17 protein-coding genes, 1 tRNA gene and 1 pseudogene are annotated in these 19,513 nt (G+C 63.5%); 7 read left to right on the top strand and 12 right to left on the bottom strand.

All coding sequences use genetic code 11. The features are described from left to right. The first annotated feature begins 1 nt into the window (after position 1). The 4 genes from hemP (at position 2) to LNV23_RS07215 (ending at position 4,513) form a co-directional block, all read left to right on the top strand. Positions 2 to 112 (top strand): hemin uptake protein HemP, encoded by a 111-nt coding sequence (gene hemP, locus LNV23_RS07230; RefSeq protein WP_411910550.1) that lies wholly within the window; start codon positions 2 to 4, stop codon positions 110 to 112. A gap of 287 nt (positions 113 to 399) precedes the next feature. Continuing rightward, complete coding sequence (locus LNV23_RS07225) at positions 400 to 1,746, top strand: DUF2325 domain-containing protein (RefSeq protein WP_263562357.1); 1,347 nt, start codon at positions 400 to 402, stop codon at positions 1,744 to 1,746. Between the two features lie 80 nt (positions 1,747 to 1,826). Beyond that, positions 1,827 to 3,269: an aldehyde dehydrogenase family protein gene (locus tag LNV23_RS07220; RefSeq protein ID WP_263562356.1), complete on the top strand. Its 1,443-nt coding sequence runs from the start codon at positions 1,827 to 1,829 to the stop codon at positions 3,267 to 3,269. A gap of 170 nt (positions 3,270 to 3,439) precedes the next feature. Beyond that, entirely contained in the window at positions 3,440 to 4,513 is a 1,074-nt protein-coding gene (locus LNV23_RS07215) for a choice-of-anchor A family protein (protein WP_263562355.1), read from the top strand. 312 nt (positions 4,514 to 4,825) lie between these two features. Here the strand turns inward: LNV23_RS07215 and LNV23_RS07210 are convergent, their stop codons facing one another. From LNV23_RS07210 to secA, 4 genes and pseudogenes are all read right to left on the bottom strand, one after another. Continuing rightward, positions 4,826 to 5,515 (bottom strand): PEP-CTERM sorting domain-containing protein, encoded by a 690-nt coding sequence (locus LNV23_RS07210; RefSeq protein WP_263562354.1) that lies wholly within the window; start codon positions 5,513 to 5,515, stop codon positions 4,826 to 4,828. A 54-nt stretch (positions 5,516 to 5,569) separates the two neighbouring features. Further along, positions 5,570 to 6,106 carry an FxDxF family PEP-CTERM protein gene (locus LNV23_RS07205; RefSeq protein ID WP_263562353.1) on the bottom strand — a complete coding sequence of 179 codons (537 nt, stop codon included), beginning with the start codon at positions 6,104 to 6,106 and terminating at the stop codon, positions 5,570 to 5,572. A gap of 309 nt (positions 6,107 to 6,415) precedes the next feature. Further along, positions 6,416 to 6,535, bottom strand: coding sequence for an SEC-C metal-binding domain-containing protein (locus LNV23_RS24070; RefSeq protein WP_411910557.1), 120 nt, complete (start codon positions 6,533 to 6,535; stop codon positions 6,416 to 6,418). Positions 6,536 to 6,538: 3 nt separating this feature from the next. Next, a pseudogene (gene secA, locus LNV23_RS07200) lies at positions 6,539 to 9,160 on the bottom strand (preprotein translocase subunit SecA); the annotation flags it as partial. Between the two features lie 308 nt (positions 9,161 to 9,468). On the opposite strand from secA, the gene LNV23_RS07195 reads away from it, so the two are divergent. Beyond that, positions 9,469 to 9,831 carry a hypothetical protein gene (locus LNV23_RS07195; RefSeq protein ID WP_263562351.1) on the top strand — a complete coding sequence of 121 codons (363 nt, stop codon included), beginning with the start codon at positions 9,469 to 9,471 and terminating at the stop codon, positions 9,829 to 9,831. A gap of 112 nt (positions 9,832 to 9,943) precedes the next feature. On the opposite strand, the gene LNV23_RS07190 is transcribed toward LNV23_RS07195, so the two are convergent. From LNV23_RS07190 to petA, 6 genes are all read right to left on the bottom strand, one after another. Continuing rightward, positions 9,944 to 10,019 (bottom strand) — tRNA-Thr (locus LNV23_RS07190). Positions 10,020 to 10,065: 46 nt separating this feature from the next. Next, positions 10,066 to 10,683 (bottom strand): ClpXP protease specificity-enhancing factor, encoded by a 618-nt coding sequence (locus LNV23_RS07185; RefSeq protein ID WP_263562350.1) that lies wholly within the window; start codon positions 10,681 to 10,683, stop codon positions 10,066 to 10,068. 36 nt (positions 10,684 to 10,719) lie between these two features. After that, the gene (locus LNV23_RS07180; RefSeq protein WP_137941068.1) at positions 10,720 to 11,337 is read right to left on the bottom strand and encodes a glutathione S-transferase N-terminal domain-containing protein; all 618 of its coding nucleotides are present in this window, start codon (positions 11,335 to 11,337) and stop codon (positions 10,720 to 10,722) included. A 162-nt stretch (positions 11,338 to 11,499) separates the two neighbouring features. Next, entirely contained in the window at positions 11,500 to 12,282 is a 783-nt protein-coding gene (locus LNV23_RS07175; RefSeq protein WP_263518645.1) for a cytochrome c1, read from the bottom strand. Positions 12,283 to 12,305: 23 nt separating this feature from the next. After that, entirely contained in the window at positions 12,306 to 13,718 is a 1,413-nt protein-coding gene (locus LNV23_RS07170; RefSeq protein WP_263562349.1) for a cytochrome b, read from the bottom strand. A gap of 44 nt (positions 13,719 to 13,762) precedes the next feature. Continuing rightward, positions 13,763 to 14,359, bottom strand: a complete 597-nt coding sequence (gene petA, locus LNV23_RS07165; RefSeq protein WP_263562348.1) for a ubiquinol-cytochrome c reductase iron-sulfur subunit — start codon at positions 14,357 to 14,359, stop codon at positions 13,763 to 13,765. 235 nt (positions 14,360 to 14,594) lie between these two features. On the opposite strand from petA, the gene mscL reads away from it, so the two are divergent. Next, on the top strand, positions 14,595 to 15,035 hold the full coding sequence (mscL, locus tag LNV23_RS07160; RefSeq protein WP_263562347.1) for a large conductance mechanosensitive channel protein MscL: 441 nt from the start codon (positions 14,595 to 14,597) through the stop codon (positions 15,033 to 15,035). Positions 15,036 to 15,238: 203 nt separating this feature from the next. Further along, positions 15,239 to 17,698: a DUF1631 family protein gene (locus LNV23_RS07155; protein WP_263562346.1), complete on the top strand. Its 2,460-nt coding sequence runs from the start codon at positions 15,239 to 15,241 to the stop codon at positions 17,696 to 17,698. On the opposite strand, the gene pdxA is transcribed toward LNV23_RS07155, so the two are convergent. Both pdxA and LNV23_RS07145 read right to left on the bottom strand, forming a co-directional pair. Then, positions 17,695 to 18,759 carry a 4-hydroxythreonine-4-phosphate dehydrogenase PdxA gene (gene pdxA, locus LNV23_RS07150; RefSeq protein ID WP_263562345.1) on the bottom strand — a complete coding sequence of 355 codons (1,065 nt, stop codon included), beginning with the start codon at positions 18,757 to 18,759 and terminating at the stop codon, positions 17,695 to 17,697. The two genes, LNV23_RS07155 and pdxA, sit on opposite strands and share 4 nt — an antisense overlap. Then, a complete protein-coding gene (locus LNV23_RS07145; protein ID WP_263562344.1) occupies positions 18,756 to 19,505 on the bottom strand; it encodes a Nif3-like dinuclear metal center hexameric protein in 750 nt (249 codons plus the stop codon). The genes pdxA and LNV23_RS07145 overlap by 4 nt, the downstream gene beginning before the upstream one ends. Between the last annotated feature and the right edge of the window lie 8 nt (positions 19,506 to 19,513).

Here is a 19,513-nt window from a genome sequence, read left to right as displayed (position 1 = left end):
ATTGAGCAGCCAGGTTCTGCTGGCGGACCGCCGCGAAGTCGAAATCGAACACGCGGGCCAGATCTATCGCTTGCGCCTGACCTCTCTGGGCAAGCTGATCCTGACCAAATAGCGCCGCCCTCACTCGGACGCTGTCCCAGCACGCTCCCGTTCTTTTATTTTTTCTGCAGCCTCAGGCGCCCAGCAGGGGCATTCGCCCGTCGCCCGTCGCCTTGAGGCCCCGCACCAGCCAGCCATGGTTCGCGCCAGCCCGTGCCCGTTCATTGCCTTCGGCCTCTTGGCCCGGGCCAACGCAAGGACACACGACCATGCTGCCTACCTCACCGCTGCTCTCTGCCACGGCCACCACCCGACCCGAACATATCGCTGTCGGCCAGGTCCGCCGACCTGGAGACGGCCATGTGTAACTCGCCCAATGTCTTCACGGCTGCGATCGAGGCCGATCGCAGCCGCAGCGCAAGGCTGAAACCAGGTCTGGCAAGCACGCCGACGGCGAAACCTGTTGCGGCAATCCTGAACGCCGAAATGCCAGCTCTGGGTTCGCGAAGACGCCGGCTCTGGGAGCTGCCCAGCCAGGCCTTGTGCCCGGTGATCGGCGTCTGCCTGCCCATGCCCTTGCTGCGGCGGCGCATGGGACGCCTGCCCGGCATCAAGCCGCATGCCAATGACTACGAGCTGCACTGCCTGGCCATCGACGCCTGCGGCCAGCGCAGCGATCTGGCCGAGCTGCTGCAGCGCGAGCTGGACCAGCGCTTCATCCGCACCCTGCGCCTGGCCGCCGCCTGCAAGACCACCCTGGCCCTGGCCGCCTGGTGGGCCGCGGCTGCCCAGGGCCAGCCCCTGCGCGAGGGCGAGCCGCCGCTCGATACGGCCGCCTGCTTCTGGGCCACCCTGACCCATGCTCGCTGCGAGCACAGCCTGCAGGAACAGGTGCTGCGCGACATCCACATGCTGCAGCACCAGGTCGGCGCCGCCAACCGCGCCGATCTGGGCCGGCTGGAAGCCCTGGCCGACGAAAACGCCGTGCTGGCCGCCGAGCTGGCGCGCGTGCAGCAGCGCAGCCAGCGGGTGCTGCAGGAGCGCGCCGCGGCGCAGGAGCGCCAGGCCGCCGAGCTGGTGCAGCTGCGCGCCCAGCTGCTGGGCCGCGACACCTTGCTGGCCAGCCTGCGTGAAGACATGCAGGCCCTGGAAGCCGCCGCGCCGGGCCTGCGCCACCGCCAGGAGCAGGCCGAGCAGATCCGCCATCAACTCAGGCGCATCCAGGATCTGGAGCGCGCACTGCTGCGCGCCCGCCAGGACGCAGCCCGAGCCGAGCAACGCCAGCGTGAGAGCCAGGCAGAGCTGCAGCGCCTACAGACGGCCACACAGCTTGAAGCTGAGATGGTGTCCACACTCCAGCCTCCCGGCGCGCCCCCCAACTTTGGAGAGCGCGCTGTGCTCTGCGTCGGCGGCCGGCCCAGCGTGGTGCCCATCTACCGCCAGCTGATCGAAGGCACCGGCGGCCGCTTCCTGCACCACGACGGCGGCGAAGAGGACGCCGTCGCCAAGCTCGACGCCAGCTTGGCCGCCGCCGACCTGGTGATCTGCCAGACCGGTTGCATCAGCCATGACGCCTACTGGCGGGTCAAGGACCACTGCAAGCGACATGGCAAACGCTGTGTCTTTGTCGACAAACCCAGCGGCAGCAGCCTGGCGCGCGCCTTGAACCAGCTGACGGAGCCGGCGGTACAGCCTCCCCCGGCTTGATCCACAGACCACGGCAACCATCAATCTGATTTAATATATTTATAATATTCCAGATAAAAGCAACCCTGCACTCCACCCACATGAACCCAAGCCCCTACGCCAACTACATCGCCGGCCAATGGCTGGAAGGCCCCAGCCAGCGCGCCAACATCAACCCTTCGGACACCCGGGACCTGATCGGTCACTACAGCCAGGCCGATGCTGCCCAGGTGGAGCTGGCCCTCGCCAGCGCAGCCGCCGCGGCGCCAGCCTGGGGCCTGTCGACACCGCAGCAAAGAGCCGACGCACTGGACACCATCGGCCAGGAACTGCTGGCCCGCAAGGACGCACTGGGCGAGCTGCTGGCGCGCGAAGAAGGCAAGACGCGCGTGGAAGGCATCGGTGAAGTGGCGCGGGCTGCTGCCATCTTCAAGTTCTTCGCGCAGGAGGCTTTGCGTCAGCGCGGCGACAAGCTGGCCTCGGTGCGACCCGGGGTCGAGGTGGAAGTGACCCGCGAGCCTTTGGGTGTCGTGGGCCTGATCACGCCCTGGAATTTCCCCGCAGCCATTCCGGCCTGGAAGATCGCGCCGGCCCTGGCGTTTGGCAATGCCGTGCTGTTCAAGCCGGCCGAGTTGGTGCCGGGCACGGCCTGGGCACTCAGCGAGATCATCAGTCGCGCCGGGCTGCCGGCGGGTGTGTTCCAGCTCCTGATGGGCCCGGGCGCGGTGGTTGGCCAGGCCATGCTCGACGACGCGCGCGTGCAGGGCTTGAGCTTCACCGGCTCGGTCGGCACTGGCGCCCGGGTGGCCCAGGCCGCCGTGCAGCGCGGCGCCAAGTTCCAGCTCGAAATGGGCGGCAAGAATCCCTGGGTGGTGCTGGACGACGCCGACCTGGACCTGGCCGTGAACTGCGCGGTGCAAAGCGCATTTTTCTCGACCGGCCAGCGCTGCACGGCCGCCTCGCGCCTGATCGTGCACAAGGCGGTCTACGCCCAGTTTGTCGAGAAAATGGCCGAGGCCACCCGCGCGCTGCGGGTCGGCCACGCCCTCGCGCCGGACACCCAGATCGGCCCCGTCATCGACGAGCAGCAGCTGAACCAGGACCTGCGCTACATCGCCATGGCCCGCGCCGAAGGCGCCCGCCCGGTCTGCGGCGGCGAGCTCTTGAAGCGGGACACTCCCGGGCATTTCCTCAGCCCCGCCCTGTTCGCCGACTGCGACAACGCCATGCAGCATTGCCGCGAAGAGATCTTCGGCCCGGTGGCCAGCGTCATTCCGGCCGACAACTACGAGCACGCGCTGGACTTGGCCAATGACACCCCCTTTGGCCTGTCCAGCGGCATCTGCACCCGCTCGCTCAAGCATGCCAGCCATTTCAAGCGGCACGCACAGGCCGGCATGGTGATGGTGAACCTGCCGACCGCCGGCGTCGACTACCACGTGCCCTTCGGCGGCCGCAAGGCGTCGAGCCAAGGTGCGCGTGAGCAAGGCAGCTACGCCGCCGAGTTCTTCAGCAGCGTGAAGACCAGCTATCTGCTGCCTTGACGGTGAGGGGATGGCGACTCCAATTCGCACCGATTCGTGCAAAGCGCACAAACCAATGAAATACCACTTGAGCCCAGGGATACCCTGAGAACGGCCCGCTTCATAGAATTTCCCTGGCCTGCAAAACCTTTCTTATTGCAGGATTGCCCAACACAAAACAAGGGATTCAAGTGAAGCAAGCGACGATCAAGCTCAAGAGTGGCATTCAATTGGTTTCCGCGGCAATGCTGCTGTGGGGCACCAGCGCCGCCCACGCCATCCCCACCATCGACTTTGGCCCGGCCAAGGGTTTCAGTGCCTTCATCCTGGGCAATGTCGACGCGGCCAATGACATCGAAGGCCGACTGGCCGTCGCCGGCAATTTGAACGCCTCGGGCCTGTCGATCAACTACCGCACGCCCTCGACAGTCACCGGCCCGGCGCTGGTGGTGGGCGGCAATGTGAGCTACAACGGCGGCCGCATTTACAGCAACGCCCCGGCCGGCGTGGACTCGACCAAGGGCTCGCACTTGCCCTACTGGGACCAGAGCCTGAGCCAGTACGGCAATGGCTACGGCGTCTACGGTGGCAGCAAGACCGGCTCGGCAGCCGACCTGGACTTGCGTAAGCAGAGCGGTGTGATTGACTTCAATGCCGCCGCCAGCACCTTGCGCAACACGGCCAGCCAGCTGGGCAGCCTCAGCGCCACCGGCAGCACCCAGATCAGCAGCTACACGCAGGGCGGCAAACAGGTCGTCAGCGGCATCAGCTTCATCGGCACCGGTGCCGACTTCGAGGTCTTCAACGTCAACACCGCCACCTTCCGCAATCTGAGTCTGAGTGGCGTGAAGGCCGGTGCCACCGTGCTGATCAACTACACCGGCAGCGACGCCGTGCTATTCGCCGGCGGCCAGCTGACCCAGAACGTCGCCATCGGCGGCCTGGACGCCTGGGGCAACCCAGCCACCCAGCTGGACGCACTGAACGCCAACGTGCTGTTCAACTTCAGCCAGGCCACCGACCTGACCGTGGGCAGCTTCGTGGGCGGCAGCATTCTGGCGCCCAATGCCCTCGTCTACGGTGGCGAGCAACGCACGGGCGGCGGTCATCTCGAAGGCCAGCTGATCGCGCTGGGCCTGAAGAGCAATCTGGAAATCGGCTACTCGCCGCTGGTCTCGGCCGTGCCGGAGCCGGGCAGCTTTGCCATGCTGCTGGCGGGCCTGGGCGTGATTGGCTTCATCGCCCGCCGCCGCAAGACCGACTGATCACCAAGCCCGTCCTGCGCTGCAAGCGACAAGAGCTCCTTCGGGAGCTCTTTTTGTTTGTCCGCGCACAGCGCGTTTTTTCATGCGCTGAAGTGCGGCAGCGGCATGGGCGCATGCTGCTATCGCAACCATGCGCAGCTGCAAAACTGCGGCGTCGCGTTCGAAGCTGAAGAGACAAGGCAGGCGCCGGCGGCAAACGCTTCAACCTCTTTCTTGTTGGTCCGCAAGGTCAAGGCCTCTGCCAGACGAAAAAAAGCCGGTCTGCAGACCGGCCTTGCTACCACGAAGCGCGTGAAGCGCTGCGACTTCGGGTCAACGCTGGCGACGCCGCGCCATGAACCCCACCACGCCAAGACCGGCCATCAAAAGGGCCAAACTGCCAGGCTCCGGAACGGCGGACACAGTCAACAGATCCTGATAGGTGCCGTTGCTGAGCTTGGTGATGGTGTAGAGGTCCGGGCCGGTATAGCCCAGTGCAGCTTGCAGATAGCCGTTGACGCTGGCCACAAAGTCACTGTTGTCCGTGCCGCTGCCGTTGCTCAAGGCCTTGACGAAAAAGGCACCTTGGCCGTTCGCCACATTCAGGGCGTTGCCAGCGCTTTCATGGGTGATTTCCCAGACGGCGGTCTGGAAGGCGGCCTGCTGCGTGTTGCTCAACGAACTGCTGAAGCTGGTGGCGAACAGCCCTTGCAGCAGCTTGGTTTCAGCACTGCCAAAGCTGCCTTCGGTATAGGTCTGAAAACCGCGACGGCTGCTGGCGTGGTCCTGGGCCAGTTCCACACAGTAAGCGTAGAAGCTGGCGCCCGCCGCAGTCTCAAAGCGCAAGGCCCCGGTGCTGTAGTCACTGGAACCACGTTGCACGCCGAGGCTGTCGATGTAAGAGGTGCTCAGAGCCAGATCGCCGTTGGTGCCGACGAACTTGATGCTCTGTGTTGCAGCTGCCGCACCGCCGACCACCAGGGTCAATGCGAGGGCGCTGAGGACTTTGTTGAAAGCGAACATGATGGTCTGTCTTTCTCGTTCAATTCATTCAGGGGCAGTGCTATGCGACGCAGCTCAGGCCTGCTGACGGCGGCGTTTCAGGCCGGCCATGGCGGCTAGCGCGACCAGGCTCAAGGCCAGGGTTTGCGGCTCGGGCACGCTGTTGCCAGTCTGCAAACGGCCGGAGTAGGCCGCGCCATGCTTGCCGCCGAGCACATCGCCGCTGACGCGCAATTCCCAGGTGCCGGCACTCAGCAAAACCGGAGCCAGGCTCCATTGCTCGGCGCCATAGTCGGCCTGGGACCAGTCCACAGCCAACTGCTCCGTGAAGCTGCGACGGGTGCTCATATCGGCCTGCCCTTGTGCATTGAGCTTGACCAAATAGACCTCGGCGACATCCACGGCCATGGTCGCCTGAGTCAGCAGATTGCCGCTGACCAAGCGGTCCGAGCTCAGCGTCAGGGTGCGGAATGCGTCGGAAAAGGCCTCGCCGCCCTGCGTGCGGATGGCGTTGTTGGCGAACTCACCGCCGGCACCCAGGCTCAGCTGAGTCACCGGACCGGCGTGCACCTGGGAGGCCAGGCTCAACAAGCCGGCAGCCAGAGTAACCATCGCAACAGCTGCTTTTTTTGTACGCATCACATTCACCCTCGGTTCGAAACTTTTTGACTTGCAGAACCGGCAGGGCCAGTCCAATCAAGAACCACTTCAATCTAGGGCTAGATGCTAGGGGATGGGTCCAGGGGAGTCGCCCCCCCGACTCGGTGCCGCAGACGCGGGCTCGTGTGAAATGCACGGGAAAACCGGGCATTTAGAAGGATGGCTCTAGGCGGCCTCAGGGGTAAGCCGGCGCTGGCGAAAAAAAACGCCCCGGGAGCGGGGCGTTTTTCCAGAAGCTAATCAGCGCAGCCGGCGTCGGCTTCAGCTCAGCTTGCCGTGGCAGGACTTGAACTTCTTGCCGCTGCCGCAAGGGCATGGATCGTTGCGGCCGACATGGCCGTACTTGGAGACATCGAAGCCATCGGCCGGGTCTTGCGACACCGAACCATCCTCGTTGGGATGGGTGTAGGTGACATTGCTGACCTGATCGGCCCGTGCCTCCAGGGCTTGAGCCGCGCGGTCGGCCTCTTCCTGGGACTGGATGCGCACATTGAGCAAGGTGCGCGTGACTTCCATCTTGACCACATCGAGCAACTGTGAGAACAGCTCGAACGCCTCGCGCTTGTACTCCTGCTTGGGGTTCTTCTGGGCATAACCGCGCAGATGGATGCCCTGGCGCAGATAGTCCAAGGAAGCCAAATGCTCACGCCAGTGTTGGTCGATGCTTTGCAGCAGGACCATGCGCATGAAAGGCGTCAGCTGGTCGATGCCGACACGTTCGATCTTTTCGTTGAAGGACACATCGCCGGCCTTGACCACGGCTTCGACGATTTCCTCGTCGGTGATGGCGTCACTCTTCTCGACCAGGGTCTTGAGGGCGATGTCGAGCTGCCATTCGTCGCGCAGCACGCGCTCCAGGGCGGCCAGATCCCATTGCTCCTCCAAGCTCTCGGCCGGGACGAAGGTGCGTACCACATCGGTCAGGCTGCTGGCGCGCAGATTGGCAATCTGGGCAACCAGGCTTTCCGCTTCAAGGATGTCGTTGCGCTGCTGGTAGATGACCTTGCGCTGGTCGTTCGAGACATCGTCGTACTCGAGCAACTGCTTGCGGATGTCGAAGTTGCGGCCTTCAACCTTGCGCTGGGCGCTTTCGATCGAACGGGTGACGATGCCGGCCTCGATGGCCTCGCCCTCGGGCATCTTCAGGCGGTCCATGATGGCGCGCACGCGGTCACCCGCAAAGATGCGCATCAACTGGTCGTCCAGCGACAGGTAGAAGCGCGAGGAGCCTGGGTCACCCTGGCGGCCCGAACGACCACGCAGCTGGTTGTCGATACGGCGGCTCTCGTGGCGCTCGGTGGCGATGATGCGCAGGCCACCCTGGGCCTTGACGGCCTCGTGCAGACCGGCCCATTCGCTCTTGAGCTTTTCGATGCGTTCGGCCTTGACCGAATCCGGCAACGCAGCGTCGGCCTCGATCACCTTGACCTGGTTCTCGACGTTGCCGCCCAGCACGATGTCAGTACCACGCCCCGCCATATTGGTGGCGATGGTGATCACGCCGGGGCGGCCAGCCTGGGCGACGATCTCAGCCTCCTTGGCATGCTGCTTGGCGTTCAGCACCTGATGCGGCAGCTTTTCCTTGCTCAGCAAGGCCGAGATCAGCTCGGAGTTCTCGATCGAGGTGGTGCCCACCAGCACCGGCTGGCCCCGCTCATGGCAGTCGCGGATGTCGCGCACCACAGCTTCGAACTTTTCCTTGTTGGTCTTGTAGACCAGGTCCAGCTCGTCGCGGCGCTGCGTCGGGCGGTTGGGCGGGATCACCACGGTTTCCAGGCCGTAGATTTCCTGGAATTCGTAGGCTTCGGTGTCGGCCGTACCGGTCATGCCGCCCAGCTTGCCGTACATGCGGAAGTAGTTCTGGAAGGTGATCGAGGCCAGGGTCTGGTTCTCGCTCTGCACCGCCACGCCTTCCTTGGCTTCCACGGCCTGGTGCAGGCCATCGCTCCAGCGACGGCCGGTCATCAGGCGACCGGTGAACTCGTCAACGATGGTGACTTCACCGTTCTGGACCACATAGTGCTGGTCACGGTGATAGATGTGGTGGGCCCGCAGGGCCGCATACATATGGTGCATCAGCGAAATATTGGCCGCGTCATACAGGCTGGCGCCTTCCGGCAGAAGGCCAGTCTCGGCCAGCAGGCGTTCGGCGTTGTCGTGGCCGTCTTCGGTCAGGTAGATCTGGTGTGACTTCTCGTCCACGGTGAAGTCACCGGGTTCGATCACGCCCTCACCCGTGCGCGGGTCGAGCTCACCAATCTGCTTCTTCAGCTGCGGAGCCACCTTGTTGATGGCCAGGTACACATCGGTCTGGTCATCGGCTTGGCCGGAAATGATCAGCGGCGTGCGGGCTTCGTCGATCAAGATCGAATCCACTTCGTCAACGATGGCGAAGGCCAGCGGGCGTTGCACGCGGTCGGCCACATCGTGGACCATGTTGTCGCGCAGATAGTCGAAGCCGTACTCGTTGTTGGTGCCGTAGGTCACATCGGCGGCATAGGCGGCCTGCTTCTGCTCGCGCTGCATATTCGGCAGATTGATGCCGACCGTCAGGCCCAGGAAGTTATAGAGCTGCGCCATCCATTCGGCATCGCGCTTGGCCAAGTAATCGTTCACCGTCACCAGGTGCACGCCCTTGCCGGTCAAGGCATTCAAATAAACCGGCAGCGTACCCATCAAGGTCTTGCCTTCGCCGGTGCGCATTTCAGCGACTTTGCCGGCGTGCAGCACCATGCCGCCGATCAGCTGCACGTCAAAGTGACGCATCTTCAGGGCACGCTTGCTGCCCTCGCGGACGACGGCAAAAGCCTCGGGCAGCAGCGCATCCAAGGACTCGCCCTTCGCTACACGTGCCTTGAACTCGCTGGTCTTGGCTCGCAGGGCCTCGTCATCGAGGGCTTCGAACTGAGGCTCCAGCGCATTGATCTGCTGGACAACGCGGCGGTAGCCCTTGAGCAAGCGCTCATTGCGGCTACCGAAAATCTGGGTGAGAAGCTTGGGCAACATGCAGCGTGATGGTTTGTTCGTTGAACGGGAGCTCGCCAGGGCGGGCTCCTCGGAGCGGCTGTCGCTGCCGGCGTGCATCGTGAAATTCGCGCCGCGAGACTGGGCCAGATTTGGTCTTCTTGCTGTTCTTTTAGAGCAATGCCCGGTCCATATGGGGCGCGGCGGCGGGCTTGCAAGCACGCCAACGCGCAAATTCCCTGAAAGTCCAGGCACAAAAGCCCGTCAGTTTAGCATTCGCCATCCCGGCTTCCGCTTCGCAGCAACCCGGGCAAGCCCGCAAGCACGGGGGCGGCCACTACACTGGGCCGATGCGCCCGCTCTTCCGCCCTCTTCCACCCAGCCGCCACCGCAGCGGCGGGGTCGGCACAAGCCAGGTGCCCGATCCTTTGCCGATTGCGCGCGCGCTGGCTGGACACGAAGGCCTGGCGCGCCTGGGGCGCTTGTTGCACGAGTCGAACCGACGCATGGCGGTGGTGTTGCCCGCCCTGCCCGGCACCCTGAGCCGTTTTGTGCGGCCCGGCCCGGTGGACGAGGAAGGTTGGAGTTTGCTGGCCGCGAACGCAGCGGTGGCGGCCAAGCTCCGTCATCTGCAACCGCATTTAGAAGCGATGCTGGCCGAGCAGGGCATCCAGCCACATCAAATACGCATCAAGGTGCAGCAGCAAGGCTGAGCGCAGGTCGAAGACGGCGACTCGGGACTCGGATCTGCCCGAAGCGCTGAGAGACAAATCGGCAGACGAAAAAAAACGAGCCAGCTTGCGCTGACTCGTCTTCATGTTTTCCTGGTGCCGGCTATCGGATTCGAACTGATGACCTACCGCTTACAAGGCGGTTGCTCTACCAACTGAGCTAAGCCGGCACTAGCCCGCCAGTATAGCCGACTTTCCTAGTGATCGATCAAACTTTTACTTGATTCGAGTCAAAGTAGGGCGGCCACCACTGGGGCCAGGTCCGTCCGGCTCATCATCTCCGCCCGCCGCCGCACCGGAATCCGACGTCGCGGCTGCAGGGACCGCCGCAAGCACCGGCGCGCCGGGCGCTTCAACCGGCTGCACGGGCTCAGCAGACTCCGAAGCATCCGCTTCCGCGCCAGGCACAGCCGCCAAGCGCAAGCCGCGTGGGGGCTTAGCAACCGCGACTTCAGCATCAGCCGTCGAAACGACCGAGGGCGCAGGCGCAGCGGCTTCGGGAGCCGGGAAGGCCATGCCCTGACCGTTCTCTCGGGCATAGATGGCCACCACATGATCAACCGGCACGATGATCTCGCGCGCCGTCCCACCAAACCGCGCCTTGAACTGGATGGTCTCGTTGCCGAGATCCAGGCTGCTGGTCGCATCAAAGCCGACGTTCAGCACGATCTCGTTGTTGCTGACGTACTCCATCGGCACCTGAACCATGCGATCGACGTGAACCGCGATGTAGGGCGTGAAGCCGTTGTCAGTGCACCAGTCGTGCAAGGCGCGAATCAGGTAGGGACGGGTCGAGCTGCTGCCCGGGCCGCCCTTGTCTGTGCTTTGATCCATGTCGAACTCTTGTGCTCGCTTCGCTGCGTTCAGCGCTTACTTGCGCATCACCTTTTCGGACGGCGTCAGCGCTTCGATGTAAGCCGGGCGCGAGAAGATGCGCTCGGCGTACTTCAGCAGCGGCAAGGCATTCTTCGACATGTCGATGCCGTAGTAGTCGAGGCGCCAGAGCAGGGGCGCAATGGCCACGTCGAGCATGGAGAAATCATCGCCCAACATGTACTTGTTCTTCAGGAAGATGGGGGCAAGCTGAGTCAGGCGATCACGGATTTGCGCGCGGGCCTTTTCCAGTTGCTTGTCGGTGGCCTTGACGGCTTGGCTGCGACCTTCCAGCACATTCACATGGGCGAACAGCTCCTTCTCGAAATTCAGCAGGAACAGGCGCACACGAGCACGGGCAACCGGGTCGCCGGGCATCAGCTGCGGGTGCGGGAAGCGCTCGTCGATGTACTCGTTGATGATGTGCGATTCGTACAGAATCAGGTCGCGCTCGACCAAGATGGGCACTTCGTTGTACGGGTTCATCAGCGCGATGTCTTCGGGCTTGGCGAACAAGTCCACATCACGGATCTCGAAGTCCATGCCCTTCTCGAACAGCACGAAGCGGCAGCGATGCGAGTAGGGGCAGGTGGTTCCAGAATAAAGCACCATCATGGCGGCAGGCTCCGAGAGGTCAGGTGAAAAGGCTGCGGATCACATCGAGTCTTGCAGTGAGCCGCACAAAAGACAAACGCAGCGGGCGCTCCGGACGAGCCACCCACTGCGTGTTGGACCCAGCCGCCGCTCGCGCAGCCGCCGGGACCGGGACGAAAAACGTTACTTCACGTCTTTCCAGTACGAGGCATTCAGGCGCCAGGCGAACACCGTGAACACCGACAGGAACAACAGCACCAGCACACCCAGGCGGAAGCGCTGGGCTTGCGCCGGCTCGCCCATCCACTGCAGGTAAGCGACCAAGTCGCCGACGGCGCTGTCGTAAGCGCGGGCATCCAGCGTTCCGGGGGTCAGCTGCTCGAAACCCTTGAAGACATGAACGGTCTTGCTGTGGTCATGCGGATCGGTTTCTTCAGCAAACTTGGCGGCGCGCTGACCTTGCAGTTCCCACAGCGCGTGCGGCATGGCCACGCTCGGGAAAGCCAGATTGTTCCAACCAGTGGCCTTGCTTTCGTCGCGGTAGTAGGTGCGCAGATAGGTGTACAGATAGTCGGCACCCGAGCCCTTGGCACCGTCGGCGCGCGAACGCGCGATCACGGTCAAATCGGGCGGCGTGGCACCAAACCAATCCTTGGCTTGCTTGGCATCCATCGAGACCTTCATGGTCTCGCCCACCTTCTCGCCAGCGAAGAGCAGATTGCTCTTGATCTGAGCTTCCGTCAGGCCGAGATCACGCAGGCGGTTGTAGCGATTGAAAGCTGCCGAATGGCAGTTCAAGCAGTAGTTGACGAACAACTTGGCGCCGTTTTGCAACGAGGCCATATCGGTCATCTTTTCCTTGGGGAACTTGTCCCACTCGATGCCGCCTGCGGCCGCATGAGCGCCGGAGACCAGACCCATGCCCAGAGACAGGGTGGTCAGCAGCGTAGCGATGAGCTTCTTCATTCTCTTGACTCCGATGCTTGTGTTCAGTGGGCGTGGAAGGTCACGCGGTCAGGCACGGCCTTGGGCGTACCGAGCTTGCTCCACCAGGGCATCAGCAGGAAGAAGCCGAAGTAGAAGATGGTGCCGATCTGAGCGATCAGAGTGCCGATGTCGGTCGGCGGCTGGATACCCAAATAACCCAGCACCAGGAAGAACACCACGAACACGGCGTACACATGCTTGTGCCAGTCCGGGCGATAACGGATCGACTTGACCGGGCTGTGATCCAGCCAGGGCAGGAAGAACAGAATCACCACCGCACCACCCATCACCACCACGCCCCAGAACTTGGCGTCGAAGATCTTGAGCAGGAAACAAGCCGCAGCAGCAATCACCAGCACAGCCAACTTGGCCTTGCTACTGAAACTGCCCTTGATCACAGCCAGCAAGGCGCTCAGACCGATGATGCCCACCAGCACGTTGACCATGGTGTCGGTCGTGGCGCGCAACATCGAATAGAAGGGCGTGAAATACCAGACCGGCGCGATGTGCGCGGGCGTCTTCAGCGGATCGGCCGGGATGAAGTTGTTGTACTCCAGGAAGTAGCCACCCAACTCCGGCGCGAAGAAGATGATGCTGGTAAAGACCATCAAGAACAGGCTCAGCGCATAGATGTCATGCACCGTGTAGTAGGGATGGAAAGGCACGCCATCCAGCGGGTGACCCTTGGCATCCTTCGGCGCCTTGGGGCCCTTGATTTCAACGCCATCAGGGTTGTTGGAACCCACTTCATGCAGCGCAATGATGTGCGCCACCACCAGGCCCAGCAGCACCAGAGGCACGGCAATGACGTGGAAGCTGAAGAAGCGGTTCAGCGTGGCGTCGCCCACCACAAAGTCGCCGCGGATCAGCAGCGCCAGATCCGGGCCGACGAAAGGCACGGCCGCGAACAAGTTCACGATCACCTGTGCGCCCCAGTAGGACATCTGGCCCCAGGGCAGCAGATAACCCATGAAGGCTTCGGCCATCAAGCATAGGAAGATGCCGCAACCGAAGATCCAGACCAGTTCGCGAGGCTTGCGATACGAACCGTAGATCAAGCCACGGAACATGTGCAGATAGACCACGACGAAGAAGGCGGATGCGCCCGTCGAGTGCATGTATCGGATCAACCAGCCCCAGGGCACATCACGCATGATGTACTCGACCGAAGCGAAGGCCAGGGCGGCATCGGGCTTGTAATGCATCACCAGGAAAATGCCGGTGACGATTTGGATCACCAGCACCACCAGGGCCAGCGAGCCGAAGATGTACCACCAGTTGAAGTTCTTCGGAGCGTAGTACTCCGAGAGATGCTCTTTGTAGAGCTTGCTCGCGGGGAAACGGTTGTCCACCCACGTCAGCAGTTTTTCGCCGGCGCTAGCGCCAGCGGGAGCTTCTTTGAATTCAGCAGCCATGTTGACCTCTGTCCTTTAGCCTTGTGCGACCTGATGCCGAAGCATCAGGCCTTCTTGTCTTCGCCAATCAGGATCTTGGCGTCGGACAGGTACATGTGAGGGGGCACTTCGAGGTTGTCGGGCGCCGGCTTGTTCTTGAACACGCGGCCAGCCAGGTCGAAGGTCGAACCGTGGCATGGGCAGAGGAAACCGCCGTGCCAGTCGTCCGGCAGCGAGGGCTGCGGGCCGGCCTGGAACTTGTCGCTGGGAGAGCACCCCAGGTGCGAGCAGATGCCGACGCCGACAAAGTATTCAGGCTTGATCGAACGATGGCCATTCTTGGCGTAGTCCGGGGTCGGATACGCCTTGCGATCCGAATTCGGATCGGCCAATTGGCCTTCTGTGCCGTTCAGCGCAGCCAATTGCTCGGGCGTGCGACGGACGATCCACACGGGCTTGCCGCGCCATTCGACGGTCATTTTTTCACCCGGCTTCAAGCCGCTGATATCGGCTTCCACGGCCGCACCGGCGGCCTTGGCGCGCTCGGACGGAGTGAAAGTACTGACGAAAGGTACGGCGGTGGCAACGCCGCCAACGGCGCCGGCGCAACTTGTGGCGATGAGCCAAGTGCGCTTGCCGTGGTCCACTTGCTGGTCACTCATGAGGATCCTCAAACGAGACTTCTGATCGGGGGCAACCCGGGATTCTAACGGACGCTATCAGCTCTCAGTATCGGCAAGCGCGCCCGAAACTGTTTTCCGCGCCACAGTATCAGCGTTTTACCGGTTTTCGTCCGCGGCTGAGTCGACAATCATGGCCGTTGCGCGCCGTTCGGGCGTTCAGTTGGTTTTTTGTCAACACAGCAAGCGGCCCGGCGCCGCTGACGGAGAGATATCAATGAGTTTTTTCTCGGAATTCAGGGAATTCGCGGTCAAGGGCAATGTGGTTGATCTGGCCGTGGGCGTCATCATCGGCGGCGCCTTTGGCAAGATCGTTGACTCCGTGGTCAAAGACTTGATCATGCCCATTGTCGGCAAGGTGATCGGCGGCCTGGACTTCTCCAACTATTTCATCGTGCTGGGCAGTGTGCCGGCCGACTTCAAGGGCGCGCAAACCTACGAAGCGCTGACCAAAGCCGGCGTGCCTCTGTTCGCCTACGGCAGCTTCCTGACCGTGTTGCTGAATTTCGTCATCTTGGCCTTCATCATTTTCCTGATGATCAAGCAGATCAATCGCCTGAAGCGCGCCGACGCGCCGGCGGCCGCACCGGCCGAGGCCCCCGTCACACCCGAAGACATCGTGCTCCTGCGCGAGATTCGCGACTCACTCAAGCGCTGAGTCCAAGCGCACCCTGAGGCCAGGCCTCACTCCCTGACGCCCGTGCTGCCTGTAAGCAAAAGTTTCGCAGGCACCGGGCGTTAGCTATTTGGCAACTGCGGACCGAGTTCGGAGCCCCAGTGCACGGCAATTGGCCGCTTATGGCGCGATACTGAAGCCATTCTTTGTGGCACGCTGGCGTCACCCTCCTCCACTCCAACTTCATGAATTCGCCCGACCTCGGACTCAACCCTCATCTGGAGGCTGCCCTCCAGCGCATACGGACAGCCGCCGAACAAGCTTCGGAGCGCTGCGCCGAGGGTCTGGGCCTCGCGGCGTTGTCGGCCGGGCAGGCCAAGCGGCGCGATCTTTTGTTGGCAACCCAATTTCTGTTCCGCAAGCAACAGGCCTTGTTCAGCCAACGCTTCACCCAGGACTTGCGTCAGCAGCTGAATCTGGAGCAGGCGCCCAAGGCCGAAGTGGCGAGCGCCGGGAAAAAGGACTGGACCGAGCTGTCACTGCTGGATGACGACGCCGTAGACGCCATGGTGGTCGGCGACCGCATCGGCCTGGCGATCGGCCATCAAAGTGAATGGGAGCTGCGCGAAGTTGAATCCTATGTCGCCAGCCTGCGCGCCGGCGAGCGCAACCCACTGCGCCCTGAATTGGTGGCCCGCGCGCTGCTGAGCGCCGTGCATGCAGTCTGCGAGGAGCCCGACAGCCGCCAGATTCTGGTCGACGAGATGACGCGCTCGATGACGCAGGAGATGCGCGCCTGCTATGCAGACATCGCCGAGCTGTTCCGCAGCCGCGGTCTGCGTCCCCAGGATTTGCGGGTGCGCGGCAGTGAAGGGGAAGGCAGCCACAGCACCCGCAATCAAGCACTGGCGGGCCATTCGATCAACGGTGAACTCGATTCGGGCTCGGGCGGTCCACGCTCACAGTTTGGTGGCGCCTATGCCGGCCATCATGGCGGCGGCCACAACACCAGTGGCTGGCAGCAGCAGCAAGGACAGGCGCCGGGCGGCCGCGGCATGTCGGGCGGCGGGGGCGGCATGGGTGCGGTCGACGGCCAGCTCATGGATCTGCTTCGTCGTTTGGCACAGGCGCCAGCACCGTCCGGCGCGTTGGGCCCTGACGGATCAGCCTTTGTCGCCGGCGCGAGCAGTTCTGGCTTTGGCGGCAGCGGCATCAGCGCCGCCGGCGGCTCAGGCTGGAGCGAAGACTTCGGCAGCTCCGCCTGGCAAGGCGTGCAAGCGCCCAATCTGATCCAGATTCACCGGGACGAACTGCGCCAGGCCGCCACCGGGCGCCTGGACCACATGGTCATCGACGTGGTCAGCAGCCTGTTCGACCAGGTGCTGTCCGACCCCAAGGTGCCGCCGCAGATGGCGCGTTTGCTGGCGCGGCTGCAGTTGCCGGTCCTGCGCGCGGCGCTCGGGGACTCGACCTTCTTCTCATCGCGCCGCCACCCTGTGCGCCGCTTCGTCAACCGCATGGCCTCGCTGGCCTGCGCCTTCGACGACTTCAGCGAAGCGCCGGGCAGCGATTTCCTGGCCCATGTCCGGGATTTGGTGCAGGAAGTGGCCAGCGGTGACTTCGACCGCATGGATGTCTACGAGAGCAAGCTCGACACCCTCGAGCGCTTCATCCAAGAACAGGTCACCGGCAGCCTGAAGTCGCAAGGAGAGGCCGGCCAAGTCGGCGACCTGGCCGAACTGCTGGACCGCAAGGAAGTCGATCTGCGCCTGCAGCAGCGCTACACCCAGCAGCTGCAAACAGCACTGGCTGCCGTACCCATGCAGGACTTCCTGCGTGACTTCCTGGCCCAAGTCTGGAGCCAAGCCATCGTGCTGGCCGCACGCGACCCGCGCGGCGCGGCGGACCGCAATCAGCGCTTCCGCCAGCTCGGCCGCGATCTGGTGATGAGCGTGCAGCCCAAGGGCGGCACCGCACAGCGGCAGGCCTTTCTGGGTCAGCTGCCGACGCTGATGCGCACCCTGGGCGAGGGTCTGGACCTGATCGCCTGGCCAGAAGCCGCGCGCAAGGATTTCTTCGGCGCCTTGCTGCCCGCGCACGCCGAGTCCTTGAAAGGCGTGCCGGCCACCGCCCTTGAAACCAATTTGCTGCTCAAGCAGCTGGACAGCGTGTTTGGCTGCGCCCCGCCGGAAGAACAAGACTTGCCGGCCTCGCAAGCCCCAGTCACCGTGCCACAAGACTTGGACATGGGCAGCCGTCTGAGCGCGCAAGAGGCCAAGAGCCTGGGCCTGGTCAGCGAAAGCGGGGTCGACTGGGACGGCACGGTGGACATCGTGCTGGGCGAAGAAGCCGAAGCCCCCTTGCAGGCGGTGGACATCAGCATTGACGGCCTGCCGGCCGCCACCGAGGCACCCGAGCCCAGCCAGGGAGAGCTGCTGATCGACCATCTGCAACTCGGTTTCGCCTACCAGATGCACACCGGCGACAGCTGGCACAAGGTGCGCTTGGCCCATATCAGCGCCGGCCGCAGCTTTTTCATTTTTACCCAAGGCGCCAAGCATCAGGAGACGGTCACCATGACCGCCCGCATGCTCAAGCGCCTCTGCGAAGCCAAGCGCCTGCGCGCTTACGAGCACGCCTACCTGATGGAGCGCGCCATCTCGCGCGCCCGCAAACAGCTCGCCGCCATCGGCAGCAAGAGCTAGGCGCTGACTAGCCGGCGCGCCATGCGAATGGCTGCCGCCATACTGGCGGGATCGGCCCGACCCGTGCCGGCCAGGTCAAATGCCGTGCCGTGATCGGGGCTGGTGCGCACAAACGGCAGGCCCAGGGTGACGTTGACGCCCTGCTCCACACCCAAGTACTTGACCGGAATCAGGCCATGGTCGTGGGTCATGGCCACCACCACATCGAATTCGCCCGCATGCCCCGGCGCTTGGCGAGCCCGCATGAAGACGGTGTCCGGCGCATGGGGGCCGCTGACCTCCATGCCCTCGGCGCGCGCCTGAGCAATGGCCGGGGCAATATGCAAGATCTCTTCATCGCCGAACAAGCCACCCTCACCGGCATGCGGATTCAGACCCGCCACGGCAATGCGCGGCCGGGCGATCCCGACGCGCAGCAAGGCCGCCTGCGTGATGCGCAGGGTCTCCAACACGCGAACGGTGTTGATCTGCTCGATCGCCTGGCGCAGCGAACAATGGATGGTCACCAGCACCGTGCGCAGTTCCTCATTGGCCAACATCATGCGCACCGGCGGCAGGGGCGCACCGGGCGGCACCGAGCGCGCCTGCAAAAGCTCGGTATGGCCGGGAAAGTCGACCCCGGCCGCATGCAAAGCCTCTTTGTGAATTGGTGCCGTCACCAAACCCGATGCCTGCTTCGCCAGAATCTCTAGCACTGAGGCCTCGATGCTCAAGGCCGCGGCCGCGCCCGCCCGGGCTGATACTCGGCCCAGAGGCTCAGCAGCCAAATCAAGGGGCAAGCCCGCAGGTTGCCAGACCGGCAAAGCATTCGGCGGCCGCTGCACAAAATCCTTCAAGCCACCGAGCACTGCCACCGGCCGCGACAAGCCCATGAATACCAAAGCCCGCCTCAGGACGGCCACATCGCCGACCAGGCACAAGTCGCTGAATCCAGACTCAGACAGATCCGCCGCCCAGGCGGCCACCGCAACCTCGGGGCCGATGCCGCAGACGTCACCCATGCTCAGCAGCAGCGGCAGCACGGCTTGAGGATCTGTGCCGACGTTCTTGGCCGTATTCATGCGGGATTCGGCAGGTCGATGAACTGCTGACTCACACCAAACCGATCCGCCAGATGCCGCCCCAGGGCCTGGACGCCATAACGTTCTGTCGCGTGGTGCCCCGCGGCGATGAAGGCCACACCGGTCTCTGCGGCCAGATGGGCTTGCGGCTCGGAAATCTCGCCGGTCACAAAGACGTCGACACCGGCAGCGATGGCGGCTTCGAAATAGCCTTGAGCTCCACCTGTGCACCAGGCCGCGCGCCGCAGCTCGCGGCCATCGCCGGGCGCCAAGACTGGAGTGCGCCCCAGCCCCTGCTCGATCTCCGAGCCCAACTGCTGCAAGGACTGAGGCTGCGGGAGCTGGCCGACAAAACCCAGGTCTTGCTCACCAAAACGGCCGTCCGCCTGCCATCCCAGCACGCGACCGAGTTGTGCGTTGTTGCCATGCTCGGCATGGGCATCGAGTGGCAGGTGATAAGCCAGCAGGTTGACATCGGCAGCCAGCAAGCGTGCCAGACGCTGCTTCATCCAGCCGGTGATGCGGCCATCCTGGCCACGCCAGAACAGACCATGATGCACCAGGATGGCATCGGCGCCGGCTTCAATCGCCGCCTCGATCAAGGCCAGGCTGGCAGTCACGCCGCAAACCAGATGGCGAACCTCGGCGCGGCCCTCGACCTGCAAACCGTTCGGCCCATAATCCTTGAAACGATCGACATTCAGCTCCATATGCAGATGTCGTTCGAGGCTGTGTCTTGATGTCATCGGTGGGC

It is taken from the genome of Kinneretia sp. DJ1R-11 (genome assembly GCF_025717595.1).
Lineage (GTDB): Bacteria > Pseudomonadota > Gammaproteobacteria > Burkholderiales > Burkholderiaceae_C > Paucibacter_A.
Note: the sequence above shows the minus strand (reverse complement) of the source record. Positions and strands in the feature narration are given on the sequence as shown.